The 17293-nt window shown below is 61.4% G+C and carries 18 protein-coding genes; 7 read left to right on the forward strand and 11 right to left on the reverse strand.

Annotation, left to right across the window (positions count from 1 at the left end; translation table 11 throughout):
* A complete protein-coding gene (gene pncB, locus BFQ04_RS11700) occupies positions 1 to 1218 on the reverse strand; it encodes a nicotinate phosphoribosyltransferase (protein WP_065950958.1) in 1218 nt (405 codons plus the stop codon).
* Positions 1219 to 1229: 11 nt separating this feature from the next.
* The gene (locus BFQ04_RS11705; RefSeq protein ID WP_065950959.1) at positions 1230 to 1877 is read right to left on the reverse strand and encodes an isochorismatase family protein; all 648 of its coding nucleotides are present in this window, start codon (positions 1875 to 1877) and stop codon (positions 1230 to 1232) included.
* Positions 1878 to 2022: 145 nt separating this feature from the next.
* On the opposite strand from BFQ04_RS11705, the gene BFQ04_RS11710 reads away from it, so the two are divergent.
* Positions 2023 to 2715, forward strand: coding sequence for an NUDIX hydrolase (locus tag BFQ04_RS11710; RefSeq protein ID WP_065950960.1), 693 nt, complete (start codon positions 2023 to 2025; stop codon positions 2713 to 2715).
* Positions 2716 to 2781: 66 nt separating this feature from the next.
* Here BFQ04_RS11710 and BFQ04_RS11715 read toward each other — a convergent pair whose 3' ends face one another.
* Positions 2782 to 3555: an L-iditol 2-dehydrogenase gene (locus BFQ04_RS11715; protein ID WP_065951029.1), complete on the reverse strand. Its 774-nt coding sequence runs from the start codon at positions 3553 to 3555 to the stop codon at positions 2782 to 2784.
* Positions 3556 to 3769: 214 nt separating this feature from the next.
* On the opposite strand from BFQ04_RS11715, the gene BFQ04_RS11720 reads away from it, so the two are divergent.
* The 3 genes from BFQ04_RS11720 to BFQ04_RS11730 all read left to right on the forward strand — a co-directional run bounded on the left by BFQ04_RS11720 (position 3770) and on the right by BFQ04_RS11730 (position 6853).
* Positions 3770 to 4687: a helix-turn-helix domain-containing protein gene (locus tag BFQ04_RS11720; RefSeq protein ID WP_065950961.1), complete on the forward strand. Its 918-nt coding sequence runs from the start codon at positions 3770 to 3772 to the stop codon at positions 4685 to 4687.
* Between the two features lie 172 nt (positions 4688 to 4859).
* Complete coding sequence (locus BFQ04_RS11725; RefSeq protein ID WP_065950962.1) at positions 4860 to 5810, forward strand: nucleoside-specific channel-forming protein Tsx; 951 nt, start codon at positions 4860 to 4862, stop codon at positions 5808 to 5810.
* Between the two features lie 14 nt (positions 5811 to 5824).
* Positions 5825 to 6853 carry a purine-nucleoside phosphorylase gene (locus BFQ04_RS11730; RefSeq protein ID WP_065950963.1) on the forward strand — a complete coding sequence of 343 codons (1029 nt, stop codon included), beginning with the start codon at positions 5825 to 5827 and terminating at the stop codon, positions 6851 to 6853.
* A 108-nt stretch (positions 6854 to 6961) separates the two neighbouring features.
* On the opposite strand, the gene BFQ04_RS28535 is transcribed toward BFQ04_RS11730, so the two are convergent.
* The 3 genes from BFQ04_RS28535 to BFQ04_RS11740 all read right to left on the reverse strand — a co-directional run bounded on the left by BFQ04_RS28535 (position 6962) and on the right by BFQ04_RS11740 (position 8173).
* Positions 6962 to 7135, reverse strand: coding sequence for a metallothionein (locus BFQ04_RS28535; RefSeq protein WP_083217968.1), 174 nt, complete (start codon positions 7133 to 7135; stop codon positions 6962 to 6964).
* Between the two features lie 89 nt (positions 7136 to 7224).
* Complete coding sequence (locus tag BFQ04_RS11735; protein WP_065950964.1) at positions 7225 to 7680, reverse strand: DMT family transporter; 456 nt, start codon at positions 7678 to 7680, stop codon at positions 7225 to 7227.
* Positions 7681 to 7684: 4 nt separating this feature from the next.
* On the reverse strand, positions 7685 to 8173 hold the full coding sequence (locus tag BFQ04_RS11740; protein WP_065950965.1) for a DMT family transporter: 489 nt from the start codon (positions 8171 to 8173) through the stop codon (positions 7685 to 7687).
* Positions 8174 to 8288: 115 nt separating this feature from the next.
* Here BFQ04_RS11740 and BFQ04_RS11745 point away from each other — a divergent pair, with 115 nt between their 5' ends.
* Positions 8289 to 9221, forward strand: a complete 933-nt coding sequence (locus BFQ04_RS11745) for a LysR family transcriptional regulator (RefSeq protein WP_065950966.1) — start codon at positions 8289 to 8291, stop codon at positions 9219 to 9221.
* Positions 9222 to 9433: 212 nt separating this feature from the next.
* Here BFQ04_RS11745 and BFQ04_RS11750 read toward each other — a convergent pair whose 3' ends face one another.
* Positions 9434 to 10753, reverse strand: a complete 1320-nt coding sequence (locus BFQ04_RS11750; protein ID WP_065950967.1) for an Nramp family divalent metal transporter — start codon at positions 10751 to 10753, stop codon at positions 9434 to 9436.
* 38 nt (positions 10754 to 10791) lie between these two features.
* Positions 10792 to 12348: a DUF726 domain-containing protein gene (locus BFQ04_RS11755; RefSeq protein WP_065950968.1), complete on the reverse strand. Its 1557-nt coding sequence runs from the start codon at positions 12346 to 12348 to the stop codon at positions 10792 to 10794.
* Positions 12349 to 12603: 255 nt separating this feature from the next.
* Between BFQ04_RS11755 and BFQ04_RS11760 the strand changes: the two genes are divergently transcribed.
* Positions 12604 to 14412: a monovalent cation:proton antiporter-2 (CPA2) family protein gene (locus tag BFQ04_RS11760; protein WP_065950969.1), complete on the forward strand. Its 1809-nt coding sequence runs from the start codon at positions 12604 to 12606 to the stop codon at positions 14410 to 14412.
* Between the two features lie 72 nt (positions 14413 to 14484).
* Complete coding sequence (locus tag BFQ04_RS11765) at positions 14485 to 15039, forward strand: hypothetical protein (RefSeq protein ID WP_065950970.1); 555 nt, start codon at positions 14485 to 14487, stop codon at positions 15037 to 15039.
* Between the two features lie 131 nt (positions 15040 to 15170).
* Here BFQ04_RS11765 and BFQ04_RS11770 read toward each other — a convergent pair whose 3' ends face one another.
* From BFQ04_RS11770 to BFQ04_RS11780, 3 genes are read right to left on the reverse strand one after another with little or no spacing between them, the layout of a single operon-like run.
* Positions 15171 to 15890: an alpha/beta hydrolase gene (locus BFQ04_RS11770; protein WP_065950971.1), complete on the reverse strand. Its 720-nt coding sequence runs from the start codon at positions 15888 to 15890 to the stop codon at positions 15171 to 15173.
* 12 nt (positions 15891 to 15902) lie between these two features.
* A complete protein-coding gene (cobF, locus tag BFQ04_RS11775) occupies positions 15903 to 16658 on the reverse strand; it encodes a precorrin-6A synthase (deacetylating) (RefSeq protein WP_065950972.1) in 756 nt (251 codons plus the stop codon).
* A 45-nt stretch (positions 16659 to 16703) separates the two neighbouring features.
* The gene (locus tag BFQ04_RS11780) at positions 16704 to 17258 is read right to left on the reverse strand and encodes a histidine phosphatase family protein (protein ID WP_065950973.1); all 555 of its coding nucleotides are present in this window, start codon (positions 17256 to 17258) and stop codon (positions 16704 to 16706) included.
* Positions 17259 to 17293: the final 35 nt, after the last annotated feature.

Below are 17293 nucleotides of genomic sequence, written 5' to 3' on the forward strand. Positions count from 1 at the left end.
TCATACCTCCACGCTACCAACGTTGAATACCTGTGCCGCGTATTGCAAAAACGACGGGTCTTCGCAGACGTTCTTGACCGGGTCATCGGAAAATTTCACGACCGGCTCACCGTGTACCCGCACCAGCTTCATTACGATGCTCAGTGGCTCCACGCCGTCCACATCACAGGCAAGGCTGGTGCCCATGCCAAAGCCGAACCGGGCCTTGCCGCGGATATGCCGCAGGATCGGCAGGCATTTTTCGAAATTCAGACCATCGGAGAACATAAGGTCTTTGGTCATGGGGTCGATACCGAGTTCCTTATATCTGGCCAGGACCTTGTCGGCCCACACGATGGGGTCGCCGGAGTCCTGGCGCAGACCGTCGTAGAGCTTGGCGAAGTACAGGTCGAAATCCTTGAGGAAGAAATCGGTGCTGATGCAATCGGTCAGGGCCATACCAAGCCGGCCACGGTACTCACGCACCCAGTTTTCCAGTGCGGCGTTCTGGCTTTCGCGCAAACGCCCCAGTTGCTGGTGCACCATCAGCCATTGGTGGGCCATGGTGCCGATCAGCGGCAAGTCGAATTCATAGGCCAGGTGTGCGTTGCTGGTACCGAGGAACTGGCCGGGGAAGTCGCGGCGCATGATGTCCACCACTTCACGCTGGGCCTTGAATGACAGGCGCCGGCGCGTGGAAAAGTCGGAGACGCGCAGGTCGGCGAGCTCATCACGGCTGAGGTTTTTCTCCAGCCAGTCGAACTTCTGGTAGAGCTTGCGGGTGACGTCTTCGAGGGTGACGTCGGGGTACTTGTCGCGGTTGCGCAGCTCGCTGACCAGCGCCAGTACCGGTTGCTCGAACATGATGCAGTGCAGCATCGGGCCGATCACCCGGATGTTCAATTGCCCGTCCACTTCACTGACGTGGATATAACGCAGGTTGAAGCGAAACAGCCCGAGGAAGCGCTCGTAATCCGGCGTGAGGTATTCGCGAAAGCGCGGGTTGAACAGGAAGCGCAGCTCGCCTTCACGCATCTGCAGGCCGGCAAGCTTTTCCAGCTCGGCTCGCAACGACGGGATCAGATGGCCGAGTTTTTCCCTGGAGCGGACGATGAAGTTGTATTCCACGTCCACATTCGGGTGCTGGTGCAGCACCGCCTGCATCATGGTGAAGGTGTAGTAATCGGTGTCGAGCAAGCCCTGGATGACCGGGGACTCGTTGTCATAGGCGCTTTCCATGGTGGATCTCCTTAACGCGTGGCCATCGCGGCCAGTTCTTCGCGGGTGCGGCTGATGGCAGCACCGGCCTTGAGCAACTCATTGACGGCCTGTGCACCGCCCTCCTCAGTGATGCCTCGACACGCCGGCAGGTGCAGCACCACCTGCAGCCCGGCCTTGAGCAGTTGCAAGGCGGTGGTCTTGACGCAATAGTCCAGGGCCAGACCACCGACAAGCACGCGGACGATACCCTGGGCCTTGAGGTATTCAATGACGCCGGTCGACAGTTTGTCGTGCAGATCGTGGTAGCAGGCGCCGTAGGGGTGCAGGTCGGGCTCGACGCCCTTCCAGACGAAGTAGTCGTAGTCATAGGGGCTGGGCAGTTCAGCCAGCAAGGTGAAGCCCTCGGTTCCCGGCACGCAGTGGCTGACCCAGGTGACATCGGCGTGAGCCAGGCCGGTGGATTGCAGCATCTGGCTGTGCTGCGCGACCACCCAGGGCGCCTGTGGCGTGTGGGCGTCCTTGCTGCCGATGCGTCGCCCGGCGAGGCTGGCCATGTAGTTGAGTTCGGTGCCGATCAGATGGCCGCCGGCGACGGGCAATTCGTCGGGACACAACGGCGTGAAACTCTTCTGGGCATCCACATCGAATGAAGCAATGGCGGTTTTCGCGAGGGTCATGGTGATTCTCCGGTGGCCTGGAAACAAAAGTACACGTCATGTACTTTCATGACAACAAGTATTTTCACGACTGCCTCAGTTCGAGTACATGACATATCTGTCCGAAGCGTTAGACTAGGTGCCTACGTTGTAAGAAGGACGTCACATGCCATTGAGCCCCTACCTGCACACCGTCGACTTGTGCGTCGTGTGTTACTCCCGTGCCTGCGGGGAATTGAAGCTGTTGCTCAACAAGCGCGATGCCGAGCCCTTTGCCGGACACTGGGCATTGCCGGGTGTGGTGGTCAATGGCGATGTGCAGGACCTGAGCCTGCAGGATGCGGTGGAGCGGCTTCGCTCCAGTGACAAGGTCGGCCTCGATCTGGTCTGGAACGAACAGGTGGGCACCGTGGGCGATGCATTTCGCGACCCGCGCTGCTGGTCATCGTCCACTTACTACCTGGGGATCGTGGCCGAAGAAGTCGCGCTGGGCGGCCATCAGGCCTGGTATTCGTTGAATGCGGTAGCCGATGGCAGTATCAAGTTACCGTTTGATCACAACAGCCTTGTGGCGGCCGTGCAGGAGCGATTGTTTTCCAAATCGCTGTACAGCAGCCTGCCGTTGATGTTCCTGGGGCGTGAGTTCAGCGCACCGGAGGCGACTACGATTTTTTCTTTGGTGCTCGCCCGGCCGGTGCTCAAGACCAGTATCCGCCAGCGCTTGCTGAAACTGACCGAGGCCGGGTATCTGCGTGAAACCGGGCGCAAAAAGCAGGGTGAAGGCGGCCGGCCCCAGGCGACGGTGGACATGTTGAAGCCAGGAGAGATCTACTTCTTTGATCGCAGCTTTGCCGAATGACCTGAACAACGCATATCTACGGTGGGGCTGCTTGTCCGCGCCCACCGTGTTGATGGGTGCACGCCGCTAGTTCATCCAATTGCCGCCATCGACGTTGTAGGTCTGTGCGACGACATAGTCAGCTTCTTTCGACGCCAAAAAGATCGCCATGCCGGTCAGGTCTTCCGCCGTGCCCATGCGCCCGTAAGGCACCTCGTCCCCTACCCGTTTCTTCTTCTCGCCCGGCGCCAGGCCTTCATGCCTGGCGAACAGTGCATCCACCCCATCCCAGTGCTCACCGTCCACCACCCCCGGGGCGATGGCATTGACATTGATGCCCTGCCTGATCAGGTTCAACCCCGCCGATTGCGTCAGGCTGATCACCGCCGCCTTGGTCGCGCAATACACCGCCACCAGCGCCTCGCCGCGTCGTCCGGCCTGGCTGGCCATGTTGATGATCTTGCCGCCATGGCCCTGGCGGATCATCTGCCGCGCGGCGGCCTGCAAGGTAAACAGCGTACCGGCGACGTTGATCGAAAACAGCCGTTCATAGCTGTCGCGAGTGATGTCGACGATGGGTGCCAGGTCGAAGAGTGCTGCGTTATTGATCAGAATATCCAGCTTGCCGGCACGGGCGACCACGGCGCCGATCGCCGCCTCGATGGAGGCCTGGTCGGTGACGTCCATTGCCACCGCGTAAGCCTGGGGGCCCAGTTCGCCAGCCGTCTGCTCGGCGCGCTGCAGGTTGATATCGGCAATGGCGACGGTCGCGCCTTCCCGGATATAGGCCTGGGCAAACGCGCGACCAATGCCGCGCGCCGATCCAGTGATCAGTGCGCTTTTACCTTCAAGTCGTTTCATGGCGATGTCCTCTGCAATCATGTCGGATTCCTGCCGGGACGATTACAGCAGTTGGAGCCGACCTCTCACAAACGCACCGCACACGTCCGACCGGTACTTTTTTAACCGACCTCAAGCGTGCAAAAAAGTATCAGTGCCAGATAGCACCGTGGGTAGCGCCGAGCCTGCCAAGGCGCGTATTTTGGCGGTTATCCAACATACAAGAGGCAGCCACATGCCCATCCGCGCTCCCCTGTTCGAGCAACGCCGCGCCGAACGTGAAGTGATCCTGCCAGAGCCGCAGCACTGCTTTCGCTGGTTCGAGCATGACTATCCGATGGAGTTGGCGCGCTGGAATCACCACCCCGAATTCGAAATCCACCTGATCCGCCACGGCAGCGGCAAGCTGGTGGCCGGCGACTATATTGGTGCATTCGGTGCCGGGCATGTCGCGTTGATCGGTCCCGACCTGCCCCACGACTGGATTGGCGACCTGGCACCCGGCGAGTGCCAGCGCGGTCGTGACGTGGTGCTGCAATTTGACGGCGCCGCCCTTCTTGCCCTGCGCGAGGCCCTGCCGGAACTTGGCGACCTGCAGCCGCTGTTTGAACAGGCGCGACGCGGCCTTGAGTTCAAGCACGAAACAGCGGTGCAAGCGGCGCAGCTGATGGAAGCCATCGGCAACGCCCAGGGCCTGCAACGCCTGGTGCTGTTCCTGCAACTGCTCGACACCCTCAAGAACGCCCCGCCCCGACAGATCAAGGTCCTGGCCAGCCCGCGCTACGCCCCGACCCTGGACCCGCGCAGCGCCGACCGCATCAACCAGGCCTTCGACTACCTCATGCGTGAACTGAGCGGCGATGTGCGCCTGTCGGACATCGCCCGGCAACTGGAAATGAGCGAACCGGGCTTCTCGCGCTTTTTCAAACGCAATACCGGCCATGGTTTTATCGAGCTGATGCGCAAATTTCGCGTACAGCGCGCCTGCCGGTTATTGCTGCAAAGCGACAGGTCGGTGGCGGACATCTGTTTTGAAGTGGGCTACGCCAACCTGTCCAATTTCAACCGGCATTTTCGGATCGAGATGAACCAGACGCCGAGTGAATATCGGCGCGACACCGGCGCCACTTGGTCAGCCACCTCAAATAAATGACACCCAGGCATTATCTGATCATAAGGACGGTTATTTCGGCCTTTTTCCAGCCGATTCAGGCGATTGACTAAAGTTGGTACAGCCTGTGCAAACGTTTGCGGAACGAACTTGGCCACCAGGTTCACCTCACCCGAGCAATCGGGTTCAAACCGCGTACGAATAGGGATTTTCAATGCACCCCACCTCAACGCCTCGCGCTTGCTTCGGTGTTTCCTTGCTACTGGCCGCCGTTACGGGACTACTCAGTGCACCCATTTTGGCGCACGACCAACCTTCGGATGACTCGGCACAGGGCGAAACCCTCAGCCCCGAGGCCAGCCCGCCGGCGAAAAAAGGCGCTTACCTGTCCGAATGGTTCAACCAGGACCTGACGCTGATCGGCAGCAAGGACATCAGCTTCGGCCCCAAGCCCCAGGACGACGTCTACCTGGAATACGAGTATTTCGGCCGCAAGGGGCCGTTCGAGCTGTACGGCTACATCGACGTGCCAAAGATCCTCGGCATCGGTAACAGTAACGACAAAGGCGCGTGGGACCATGGCTCGCCCGTGTTCATGGAACACGAGCCACGTATCTCCATCGACTACCTGGCCGGTCGCAGCCTGGCGATCGGGCCGTTCAAGGAATGGTATGTGGCGTTCGACTGGATCTACGACCACGGCAGCAACAAAGAGAATCGCGCCAACACCCTGTACAGCGGCCTTGGCACCGACATCGACACGCACTCGCGGGTCAACCTGTCGGCCAACTTCTACGGGCGCTACCAGTGGGAAAACTACGGCGCCAGTAACGAGTACTCCTGGGACGGCTATCGCGCGCAGATGAAATACATCGTGCCCATCGGCAAGTTCGACAACGGTGCCTCGCTGACCTACATCGGCTTCACCAACTATGATTTCGGCTCGGACCTGCACAAGGACAACCCGGCGCGCACCGCCAATTCCCTGGTGGCAACCAACGTATTGCTCTACTCATTCACCCACCTGCGCTTCACCCTGGTCGGCCGTTACTTTCACAACGGCGGCAACTGGGAGGACGGCAGCGAGTTGAATTTCGGCGAAGGCAACTTTCGCGCCCGTTCCGACGGCTGGGGTTACTACGCCGGCGTGGGCTACCAATTCTGATCAAGGAGCTGCAGATGAAGACTTTTACCCGCCTCTCGATGGCCGCAGGCCTCGCCCTGCTGCCCCACGTGGTGCTGGCGGACAGCGCTGCGCCGATCAAACCCAAGGTGATGCTGATCACCATGTTCGCCCCCGAAGCGCAAACCTGGATCGATCGCCTGGAACTCAAACAGGAGGTACGCGTGCCCGGCTTGTCCGCCGAGTACCCGGCGATTCGCTGCAACACCCAGGACGTGTGCCTGCTGGTGACCGGCATGGGCCAGACCAATGCCGCCGCCTCCACCCTGGCACTGGCCCTGTCGCCCAAATTCGACCTGCGCCAGAGTTATTTCCTGATCGCCGGGATTGCCGGTATCAGCCCCCGGCACGGCACGATCGGCACGGCCGCCTGGGCGCATTACCTGGTGGAATTCGGGACACAATGGGAGCTGGATTCCCGGGATGCGCCCAAGGATTGGCCGACGGGTTATATCGGCATCAACACCAAGGGGCCCAATGAAAAACCGCCGCTGGACTACAAGACCGAAGTCTTCGAGCTCAACCCAAAGCTTCAGGCCAAGGCGTTTGCCTTGTCGCACAAGGTCGAGTTGACTGAAAGCAAAGAGTCCGCCGCCTGGCGCAAGCACTACCCCGCCGCCCCGGCCAATCAACCGCCCCAGGTCACACGCTGCGACACCCTGGCGGGCAACACCTGGTTCTCCGGCACCCGCCTGAGCGAACGCGCCGAGGTGTGGACCAAACTGCTCACGGACAACAAGGGCGAATACTGCACGACGCAGCAGGAAGACAACTCCACCTACGAAGCGCTGTTGCGCGCCAGTCGCGAAGGGCTGGTGGATATCCAGCGCCTGGCGGTGGTGCGCGCAGGCTCCGACTTCGACCGCCCGTACCCGGGCTACAGCGAAGTGGACAACCTGCTCAAGTACGCCGATCAGGGTGGGTTTGTACCGGCGCTGGAGAACCTGTACCGCACGGGGAATCCGCTGGTACAGGCGATCCTGAACAACTGGTCGGCTTGGGAAAAAGGCGTTCCAGAGGCCTGATACAGCTCAAAATGCGGGAGGAGGCTTGCTCCCGATAGCGGTGCATCAGTCAGTACGTGGTTGGCTGATCAACGCTATCGGGGGGCACGGGCCTGCTGATCAATCAGCTCAGGCGTTGGCAGACGATTTGGCGCATTCGCAACCCGTCGCCGCCGCGCAAGGCTCACCGTGCGCATGATGCTCGGCGCAGCCCTGGCAGCAATAGCCCTTACCGTCCTTCATTACCGCGTCGACGCCCAGTACGCATTTGCAGTGTGGGCAGGCACAGGTTTGATCCGGCATGGTCAGACTCCTTCTTCATGGTCGTCACGGCGCGGCGAATGCCACACCTTAAACAGTGACTCCAGATGCGGCGCCAAGGTTCAGCGCCGTCAGTCAGCCTGGCGTGTATTGCTGCGATACATGAACACCAGGGCCAGGGCCAGGCACAGCATCGCCACGATCCGGCTGCCGGACAATTCGATCGCAGGGTTGCCGAGCCAGCCGAAATTGTCGATCAGCATGCCCATGCCCAATTGCCCCACGATCACCGCCACCGTGGCAACCGCCGTACCGACCACAGGCACCGCGCCGACCATCACCATCATGTACACCACGCCAAACAGGGCGCCGGTCAACTGCCACTTCGGCACCTCCAGCAGGCTGACCGCCTGGGCGGGCTCGAAGAAAAAAATCAGCAGCGCAGTGGTGAGCGCACCAACCGCAAAGGTCAGCAGGCTGCTGCGCAACACCCCGACGGTCTGGCCAAGACGGCCGTTGATGGCAGCCTGCACGCTCAATACCGCACCCGCGGCGACCACCACGACCAACAACAGAATCAGATTCATCGCCTTACCCTCGTGCAATCAGAACAAGTGCCGCCACAATCAACGCCAAGGCTATCCAGCGCTCCACATTGACTCGCTTGCGCGCCGTGCCGAACCAGCCGAAATGGTCGATCAGCACGCTCTTGCCTACCTGTCCGGACAGGATCGCAATCATCGTCATGGCCACGCCGATATGAGGCGTGGCCAGGGTCAGCACCACCACGTACATCGGCCCCAGGAAACCGCCGATCAACTGCCAGCGCGGCAGTTGCGTGAACCCCGGGCCCTTTTGCGGGCCGCTGAACAGCAACAGCAGAAACAGGATCGCCGAACCGACGCCAAAGATGCTCAACGTGGCCCACAAATGCCCGACCTGCACCCCCAACGGCCCGAGCAAACCGGCCTCCACCGACAGGCCCATGCCTGCCAGGATGACCAACGGCAGCAATAGCAACCGAAGAATGTTGCGCTTCGGCCTGGACTGTGCCGTATCTGCGATGGAACTTGCCTGCATACATCACCCGCGCTTGAAGAAGAAAACAGGGGCGCATTATCCGGTGGTCGAGCTGTGCGATAAATGGCAGCATGCAGACAACACCTTTGCGAATAACGCACAGCATGGAGCCACGATGCAGGGTTTGAACGAGTTGAGTTTCAAGGCGCTGCGCCTGTTCGTCGCGGTATTGGACCATGGCAGCTTTTCTGAAGTTGCCCGCCGTGAAGGCCTCGCGCCCTCGTCCATCTCCCGGCAGATCCAGCTCATGGAGCATGCCCTCGGCCAGCAGTTGCTGTACCGCCACACCCGCGCCGTCAGCCCCACCGAAGCCGGACGCCTGCTCGGGCGCCACGCCCGGCTGGTGCTCGAACAACTGGAGACGGCGAGCCAGGCCCTGCAGGAGCAGGACAGCGAGCCCAGCGGCCTGGTGCGCATCAATGCGCCCATGGTGTTCGGCCAGCGTCACCTTTCGCCGTGGCTGGGAGAACTGTGCCGGCGCTATCCGAAGCTGCAACTGGACATCCAGCAAACCGACACCTTCGTCGACCCGCTGCAGGACGGCACCGACCTGCTGTTTCGCATCGGCGTACTCAACGATTCCAGCATGCAGGCGCGGATCTTCGCACCGCAACGCTTTCGCCTCGCCGCCAGCCCCGCCTACCTGGCGCGGCACGGTACGCCGCGTCATCCCGACGAACTGGCCAATCACCAATGCCTGGCCTACAAGGGCATCAAAGGCCAGGAGCGCTGGTTCTTCCGTCGCGACCAGGGCGACTGGAACGCCTACAGCGTCAAAGGCCCGATCACCGGCAACCACGCCGACACCCTGACCCACGCCGCCGAACAGGGCCTGGGGCTGGTGGTGTTTCCGTCCTGGCTGATCGGCGAAGGCCTGCGCGCCGGCACCTTGCAGGCGGTGCTGACGGAATACGAGGTGGCAACCACCCTGGAGCCCCAGCAAATCGCAGCGTTATGGCCAGGCAGCCGCAGGCTGTCGCTCAAGGTGCGGACGGTGATCGATTATTTTGTGGAGTGTTTCGGGACGGTGCCGTATTGGGATCGGTGAGTGAACGAGCGGCTTGAGCACGTGGTTCAGCCGTTTTTAATAGCTCACGTAGTTTTGGCTATATTTGGCCAAAGCACGGGCGCGCAATGGCGTAGCTTGTTCCCATCGGTAAGTCCAAAGCGCGGCGAATCGGCGCGATGAAATGCCGCCGATGTTTATGTGAGCGCGGCGACATTCTGGTCTAGGTCATGGCCCAGCAGCACACAGGTCACTCAGAACACCCACTGCCCAATCAACCACGCATTCGCCCCGCTGATTACCGCAAATAAAAACCACGCCAGCATCCGTGTGGGCAGGCGGTTTACGAACGGCCCCATCAGTTGCTTGTCGCCGGTCATGCGGATCAGCGGGTATAGCGCGAAGGGCAACTGCAGGCTGAGGACCACCTGGCTCAGAATCAGCAGCTTGCCGATGGCGTCGTCGCCCATCAGCCACACCCCGAGAAATGCCGGGATCAGCGCCAGCCCACGGGTGATCAGGCGACGTTGCCAGCACGGGATGCGCAGGTTCAGGTAACCCTCCATGATCACCTGCCCGGCGATCGTGCCGGTAAAGGTCGAGCTTTGGCCCGAGGCCAGCAAGGCGATGCCGAACAGGATGCTGGCAAACGCGCCGCCCACCAGCGGGTCGAGCAGATGATAGGCGTCCTGGATCTCCACCACGTCGGTATGGCCGGTCTTGTAGAACGCTGCAGCCGCCAGCACCAGGATGGCCGCGTTGACCAGCAGGGCCAGGGCCAGCGAGCCAATGGTGTCGATGCGGGCCAGCTTAACCGTATCCTGTTTGCTGGCCAGGTCCTTGCCGATCAGGCGGGTCTGCACAATGGAAGTGTGCAGGTAGAGGTTGTGCGGCATCACGGTCGCACCGAGGATGCCGATGGCCAGGTACAGCGGCGCGGCATCGCTGATGGCGGACAGGGATGGGGTGAATCCACTGAACACGTCCGGCCAGTAGGGTTTGATCAACACCAGCTCGATGAAAAAACACACGCCGATGGTTGCAACCAGCGCCAGCATGATTGCTTCCAGGCGGCGGAAACCACGGTTCTGCAGGGCCAGGATCAACAGCGTATCAAAGGCGGTGATGACGATACCGGTGGTCAGCGACACACCGAGCAGCAGGTGAAACGCCAGGGCGCAGCCGAGCACTTCGGCGAGGTCGGTGGCGATGATGGAGATTTCCGCCAACGCCCACTGGGTGCGCGCCGAGCGCTTGCTGTAGCGCTCGCGGCACAGTTGCGCCAGGTCCTTGCCGGTCGCGATACCCAGCCGCGAGCACAGGCACTGCACCGCCATCCCCGCCAGGCTCGCCAGCAACACTACAAATAACAGGCTGTAGCCATAGCGCGACCCGGCTTCGATGGCGGTGGCCCAGTTGCCGGGGTCCATGTACCCGATGGAGATCAACAGGCCGGGGCCGGCGAACATCAGCACGCGCTTGAAAAACGACGCCTTGGGGTCGACGGCAACGGAGCCGGCCACTTCCGGCGGGCAGAAGGGGGCGGTAGCAATTTTCGGCAGGCTGAATTTCACGCGGTATCCCAGGCAAACACACAAGTCAGGACGCCAGCTTAGCAGTCCGATGCGACCGTGCGCATCACCGTCTCCCGGGGCAAGTCAAACGTTTCAACCACTTGCACCACCAGGTCCAGCTCCTGATTCAACGCCTCACGTTCCAGACGCTGGCGAATTACGCCGACCACCAGCACCGCCAGGGTTGTGATCGAATAAGCCGGCCCGGAGAATGCCCGTACGCCGCTGACCAGCAACATCGCGGCCGCCACCGCCTGGCCCACCACCGGAATTGCCGAGGCGGCACCGCGTCGCACAATAAACCCGGTAAGCCCGGCCAATGCCGTGCCGCTCAAGGCGGCGGTGGCCGAACCGCCAACGTTGAACCGCGTGAACAGGCCTTTCTCTTTCTGCATCGCGGCCTGGAGTTCGGCGTCGAACGCCTGGCGGTCGGCGGCGTTGAGTTTGCCCTGGTACTGCTCGATCAGTGTTTGCGCAACCTGCGCTTCGATATCCGCAAGGGCAACGCTGGCAAGGGCATCGTCGAACTTGATGCCCAAGCGTTGCGCCACCGCTTCGGCGATCTGGCGATAGGCCACGCCGTGACCACGGCCCAGGTTCATAAAACTGTCGCCGCCCATGCGCTGCAACTCGATGGCGAGCTTGCGCGGTTCGCGCACACTGGCATCAATCGAGGCGCTGTGCTTTTGTGCCATCAACTGCGCGAGAAACTTCAACTCATCCGGCCGCGCCTGCGCCAGGATCGGAAACAAGTCCGCGTCGTCTTCGGCAAAGCGCACTTCACGGCTGCGCAGGTCGGCGCGGATCAGGCCCCGGCGCTCCTGCAGCAGGTCGGTGTACTGCACCACTGTTTTCAATTGCGGCCAGTAGGCGGCATGGTCGAAGCTGGCCAAGTGAACATTGGTGACCTTGGCTTTCAGGGCCGGCGTCACTGCAATGGCATAGCGGCCGATGCAACGCTCGGTGTCCGGCTTCATTGCCAGTGCCCAGTCCTTACTGGAATGGCAATTGATCACCCGCCCCTTGAGCGGTGCCGTCACCGCCTCCCAAGGGCTCGACGTACAGATCGCCCCGCCCATCAGCAACAGATTGTTCAACGGCAGTTCATGCGCGACTTCAGGGCTGGCCAGCATGCTCTTGACCACGATCCTCGCACCCAGGGAGTGACCGATAAGGTTGATTTGCCGCACCTGTAGCGATTCGGCGTGCAGGTACCTCGCCAGCTCGGGCAACAAGGTCCTGGCCACTTCATCGACACGCGCCTCGACACTTTTGTAATGGTCGAGAAAGTAAGCAATCGCCTTGCCCACCCCCACCGTCGCCGCGCCCAGGCCACCCCCGCCAAGCATCGAGGCGATCACCTCCCTGAAGGGTGCAAACAGGTTTTCCAGAAAGTGCCCGGCCGGCCAGAACAACATCAGGTTGGTCGAGCCTTCAATGCCCGCCAGTTGCGCCTTGAAGCCAGCCAACTGTTGCTGGCTGAAAAATGCCGAATAACCGTGAACATAGAGATTGAGCACATCCCCCTGAGGCTCGCCGCAGAGGACGAACGTAGGCTTGCGGGTGCGGTGCATTTCATCCCACTGGTGCTGCATGGGCCGGTGACTCCTGGTGGCAAGGGGCGGCCATGGTAACAAAGCGCACATCAAGCCGAGATGAAAACACCGTGCATCGCCATGCAGATTTTGTTCAGCACGCGAAGTTATCAGCGCCCTGTTAAACCGGGTAGCCCAGGCATACGTTGACCTTCGCATCAAAAATACAAGTTTCAAAATGTAAAAACGCGTTCTAATAGCGCCCTCGCCTATCAAGGCGTCAGCAGTTGATTCAAGTAGACAATGGAGTTCGCAATGCCCCATGAAGGCAACCTGTTACAAGCAGCCGTGGTGTTCCTGTTCGCCGCCGTGCTGGCCGTGCCATTGGCCAAGCGCCTGCAACTGGGCGCGGTGCTGGGCTACCTATTCGCCGGCGTGATCATCGGCCCCTCGGTATTGGGCCTGATCGGCAACCCGCAAAGCGTGGCGCAGTTCTCCGAATTGGGCGTGGTGCTGCTGCTGTTCATCATCGGCCTGGAGCTTTCGCCCAAACGCTTATGGGTGATGCGCAAGGCGGTATTCGGTGTCGGCCTGGCCCAGGTGCTGCTCACCGGGCTGGTCATGGGCGTAGTGGCGCTGTGGCTGTTTGGCCAGTCATGGAATAGCGCGATTGTGCTGGGTCTGGGCCTGGCACTGTCCTCCACCGCGTTCGGCCTGCAAAGCCTGGCCGAGCGCAAGGAACTCAACCAACCCCATGGGCGCCTGGCCTTTGCGATCCTGTTGTTCCAGGACATCGCGGCAATCCCCTTGATCGCCATGGTGCCGCTGCTGGCCGGCAGCGATCATCCGGCCAGCGAAGCCCAAGGCGTGCAGCACGTCTTGCAGATTCTGGGCAGCATTGCCGTGGTGATCATCGGCGGGCGCTACCTGTTGCGCCCGGTGTTTCGCATTGTTGCCAAGACCGGCCTGCGCGAAGTGTCCACCGCCACCGCGCTGCTGGTGGTGATCGGCACCGCCTGGTTGATGGAGCTGGTGGGGGTGTCGATGGCCCTCGGCGCTTTTCTCGCCGGGCTGCTGCTGGCGGACTCCGAATACCGTCACGAACTGGAATCCCAGATCGAACCCTTCAAGGGCCTGCTGCTGGGTCTGTTTTTTATCAGCGTGGGCATGGGCGCCAACCTCAGCCTGCTGCTCAGCACACCGCTGGTGGTGATCGGGCTGACCTTGCTGTTGATCGGGCTGAAACTGCCGCTGCTGTACGCCGTAGGGCGCATGGCGGGTGAGCTCAATCGTGAAAGCGCCCTCCGCCTGGGTGTGGTGCTGGCGGCCGGTGGTGAGTTTGCCTTCGTGGTGTTCAAGATTGGTCGCGACCAGGGCCTGTTCGAGCCGCACCTGTATGACGTGCTGGTGCTCACCATCACCCTGTCCATGGCCGTGACCCCGCTGCTGCTGTTGGTGTGCCCAAAGCTGTTCAGGCCCAAGGTCAAGCCGGTGGACGTACCCGAGGAATACCGCGCCATCGAAGGCGATGCACCGCGCGTCGTGATTGCCGGCATGGGCCGGATGGGCCAGATCGTCGCGCGCATCCTGCGTGCGCAGAACGTCTCGTTCATCGCCCTGGACACCTCGGTGGAAACCATCGAACTGACCCGCAGCTTCGGCGGCATGCCGGTGTTCTACGGCGACCCGCAGCGCCCGGAAATCCTGCATGCGGCCAAGGTCGACCAGGCGGAGTTCTTCGTGATCGCCATGGATGACCCGGAGATCAACATCAAGACCGCCGAACTGGTGCGCAACCTCTACCCGCACATGAAGATCATCGCCCGCGCGCGTAACCGCCAGCACGTACACCGCCTGGTGGACCTGGACGCCTCACCGGTGCGTGAAACCTTTTACTCCAGCCTGGAGATGAGCCGCCGCACCCTGGTGGGCCTCGGTTTGAGCCAGGCCCAGGCCGATGCACGCATCGACCGTTTCAGGGCCCATGACCAGCAGGTCCTCGCCGCCCAGCATGCGGTGTACGACGATGCGGCCAAAGTCATGCAGACCGCCCAGGAAGCCCGTACCGAACTGGCGCGCCTGTTTGAGATGGACAGGCTTCAAGAAGAGTCCGACAAGGTGTGAGGCTGCAGGTGAACGATCTTGCGATTTTTCTGACAGAATACGCCGCAATTTCGTTCATCTCTGGAGCGCTTCATGGCCACGTTCACCAAGACCGCACTGCTGCTGGCCCTCGCGCTTACCGCCGGCAGCGTATGGGCTGCCTCCAAGGCGACCACGCAAACTATCTCCACCCTGGGCGGCAAGTTCACCTTCAACCTGCCCAAGGCCTACACCGCCGACGCCCTGCCCGCTGGTAAAGCCGATGATGGCACCGCCGATACCCAGGGCACCCTGTATGCCAACGCCACCACGAAAAGTGTGGTGATCGTCGCCGAAACCGTGCGTAACGATGGGGTAGCCATCAAGGATAACGACCCGCAGTTCCTCGATGGCGCCGTGGCCGATTTCGTCAAGAACCAGAGCGCCGCCCTGCCCGACTTCAAGAAGCAAAACGAGAAAAAACTCACCTACAAGGGCCTCGGCCTGCGGCAGGTCGACAGCACCGCCACCCAGGGCGGCGGCAAGACGTTGAACTCCACCTTTCTCGGCGGTTCGGGCAATCAGTTGCTGGTGATCCAGGCGATTTCGCGGGCGGATGATGTGAAGGGGCATGCCGCGCTGGTGAAGCAGATTACCGGCGGCAAGTAAGCCAATCTCCCAAGCAACACAACACCAATGTGGGAGGGGGCTTGCCCCCGATAGCGGTGAATCAGTCGATACATCCGTGACTGAAATACCGCCATCGGGGGCAAGCCCCCTCCCACATTTTCAACTGTGTTTCACTGCAAACTTTTCTCTAGCCAGGCTTTCAGGTCCTGGACTTCGGCCTCGCTGATCGTATGGTTCATCCCCGGATACCCATGAAATTCCGGCTTCAATCCCAACCCCTCGAGCACCTCATTCGCCCGCGTTCCCGAGGCATAAGGCAGTGCCTGGTCCAATGTGCCATGGCCGATGAAGATGGCCAGCTTGCCTAACGCCGCATCCGGCTTTAGCTGGGCCTTGAGTACCGGCAACACACTGCCGCTCAGGGCCGCGATGCCACGCATCAACTCGGGCCTGCGCAAACCCACCTCATAGGACATGATCGCCCCCTGGCTGAACCCGACCAGGAACACACGATCACTCATGGTGTGGTACTTGGCGGTGGCCTTGACCACAAAGTCTTCAATCAGCCTGGCGCTGCTGTGCAGATCGGCCGTCACTCCATCGTAATCCCCGTCACCGGGGGTCTTGGTGAACCAGCGATAGCCACGTGGCTCCACCGGCATCGGCGCACGCACCGACAGGTAGGTCCAGGTGGAAGGCAGCGCATCCTTGATGCCGAACAGGTCTTCCTCGTTGCTGCCAAAGCCATGCAGGAAAATCACCAGCGGTTGGTTGCGTGCATCGCCCTGGGTTTGCTCCAGGTACGACAGCGGCAAGTCGGTGTGCAGTTCAGAATCCGCCTGGGCGACACCGGCCAGCAAGGTCAGGGTGAGAGCGAGCAATTTGAGCATAGGAACGGTCCCTCAGGGTTTGCGCAACAAATAGGTGTCCATGATCCAGCCATTGGCGAGCCGCGCAGCCTTGCGCACCCGTTGGATGTCTTGCGCCACGTCAGCCACTTTGCCGCTGATCAGGATTTCGTCCGGCGTGCCCAGGTAGGCGCCCCAGTAGATATCCAGGTCCTGATCCGCCACGCTGCGGTAGGAATCTTCGGCATCGAGCATCACCACCAGGGTGTCGGCATCACTCGCCTGCCCCGCCGCCAGGCGCCGCCCGGTGGTGATTTCGACGGACTTGCCGATCCGGTTCAACGGCACTTTATGCCGGGCCGCCAAGGCCTGCACGCTGGTAATGCCGGGGATCACCTCGAACTCGAACTCACAGCGGCCGTCGGCCAGGATCGCCTGCAGGATGCGAATGGTGCTGTCGTACAACGCCGGGTCACCCCAGGCCAGAAACGCGCCCACTTCGCCGTCGGCCATTTCCTCGTTGATCATACGCTCGAAGGTGTTCTGCTTGTCGCGGTTGAGGTCCCGCACGGCGGTGGTGTAGTCAATATCACCGCGCGTGCGCTCAGGGCATTGAGCCTCGACGAAACGATAGCCGGGCTCGGTGATGTAGGTCTCGCAGATTTCACGCCGCAGGTCGATCAGCTTGTCCTTGCTCTGGCCCTTGTCCATCAGGAAAAACACGTCGGTGCGGTTCAGCGCCTTTACGGCCTGCATCGTGATGTAGTCGGGGTTGCCGGCGCCGATGCCGATGATCAGGATGCGTTTCATGGGTTGCTCTCATTGCGGGGCGTGGATTTTGCCATGACCTGGGCCTCAGGCGTGAGTTTCCAGGCGCAGGCGCCAGCGCGCATTGAAGCGCAACTCGGTACAAGACAGCGGCTCAACGTCGATCAGATAGAACATCGAGAACGGACACCGCATGACGTACAGCAGCGCGGCGCGGATAACGAACGGATGGGTGATGGCCAGCACGTGACCGGGTTGGCTCTCGAGGGACTTGATCCATTGCCCGACTCGCGCGCACAGCTGATCCACCGACTCGCCGCCATGCGGTGCACGGGCGCCGTCGGTGAGCCAGGCGTTCAATTCATCGCTGTTCAGGTGGCGCACAGCCTGGCCTTTCCAGTGCCCAAGGTCCAGGTCGCGCAGGGCCTGTTCGATGTTCGGCTGCGCGCCGAACAACGCCGCCGTCTGCCGGGTACGCGCCTCCGGCCCGCACACCAGGCGCGCAGCCTTGGGGTAACGACCTGCCAAAGAGCGTTCCGCGCCTTGCCAGTCCATGAACAGCGACTCGTCATCGGCAAAGCATGCCTGTTTCTGCGCCGCCGTGGCCGCATGGCAGATCAGGGTCAAACGGGTAGCCTGCACGCAATACACTCCGCCGGGATGAGGCTGCCAAGCCT

This window comes from Pseudomonas sp. 37 R 15 (genome assembly GCF_900004865.1).
Lineage (GTDB): Bacteria > Pseudomonadota > Gammaproteobacteria > Pseudomonadales > Pseudomonadaceae > Aquipseudomonas > Aquipseudomonas fluorescens_AM.

What these genes read in the sequence shown, in the direction of transcription:
- pncB (WP_065950958.1), bottom strand. Translation starts at nt 1,218, where the DNA reads ATGGAAAGCGCCTATGACAACGAGTCCCCGGTCATCCAGGGCTTGCTC.
- BFQ04_RS11705 (WP_065950959.1), bottom strand. Translation starts at nt 1,877, where the DNA reads ATGACCCTCGCGAAAACCGCCATTGCTTCATTCGATGTGGATGCCCAG.
- BFQ04_RS11710 (WP_065950960.1), top strand. Translation starts at nt 2,023, where the DNA reads ATGCCATTGAGCCCCTACCTGCACACCGTCGACTTGTGCGTCGTGTGT.
- BFQ04_RS11715 (WP_065951029.1), bottom strand. Translation starts at nt 3,555, where the DNA reads ATGAAACGACTTGAAGGTAAAAGCGCACTGATCACTGGATCGGCGCGC.
- BFQ04_RS11720 (WP_065950961.1), top strand. Translation starts at nt 3,770, where the DNA reads ATGCCCATCCGCGCTCCCCTGTTCGAGCAACGCCGCGCCGAACGTGAA.
- BFQ04_RS11725 (WP_065950962.1), top strand. Translation starts at nt 4,860, where the DNA reads ATGCACCCCACCTCAACGCCTCGCGCTTGCTTCGGTGTTTCCTTGCTA.
- BFQ04_RS11730 (WP_065950963.1), top strand. Translation starts at nt 5,825, where the DNA reads ATGAAGACTTTTACCCGCCTCTCGATGGCCGCAGGCCTCGCCCTGCTG.
- BFQ04_RS28535 (WP_083217968.1), bottom strand. Translation starts at nt 7,135, where the DNA reads ATGCCGGATCAAACCTGTGCCTGCCCACACTGCAAATGCGTACTGGGC.
- BFQ04_RS11735 (WP_065950964.1), bottom strand. Translation starts at nt 7,680, where the DNA reads ATGAATCTGATTCTGTTGTTGGTCGTGGTGGTCGCCGCGGGTGCGGTA.
- BFQ04_RS11740 (WP_065950965.1), bottom strand. Translation starts at nt 8,173, where the DNA reads ATGCAGGCAAGTTCCATCGCAGATACGGCACAGTCCAGGCCGAAGCGC.
- BFQ04_RS11745 (WP_065950966.1), top strand. Translation starts at nt 8,289, where the DNA reads ATGCAGGGTTTGAACGAGTTGAGTTTCAAGGCGCTGCGCCTGTTCGTC.
- BFQ04_RS11755 (WP_065950968.1), bottom strand. Translation starts at nt 12,348, where the DNA reads ATGCAGCACCAGTGGGATGAAATGCACCGCACCCGCAAGCCTACGTTC.
- BFQ04_RS11760 (WP_065950969.1), top strand. Translation starts at nt 12,604, where the DNA reads ATGCCCCATGAAGGCAACCTGTTACAAGCAGCCGTGGTGTTCCTGTTC.
- BFQ04_RS11765 (WP_065950970.1), top strand. Translation starts at nt 14,485, where the DNA reads ATGGCCACGTTCACCAAGACCGCACTGCTGCTGGCCCTCGCGCTTACC.
- BFQ04_RS11770 (WP_065950971.1), bottom strand. Translation starts at nt 15,890, where the DNA reads ATGCTCAAATTGCTCGCTCTCACCCTGACCTTGCTGGCCGGTGTCGCC.
- cobF (WP_065950972.1), bottom strand. Translation starts at nt 16,658, where the DNA reads ATGAAACGCATCCTGATCATCGGCATCGGCGCCGGCAACCCCGACTAC.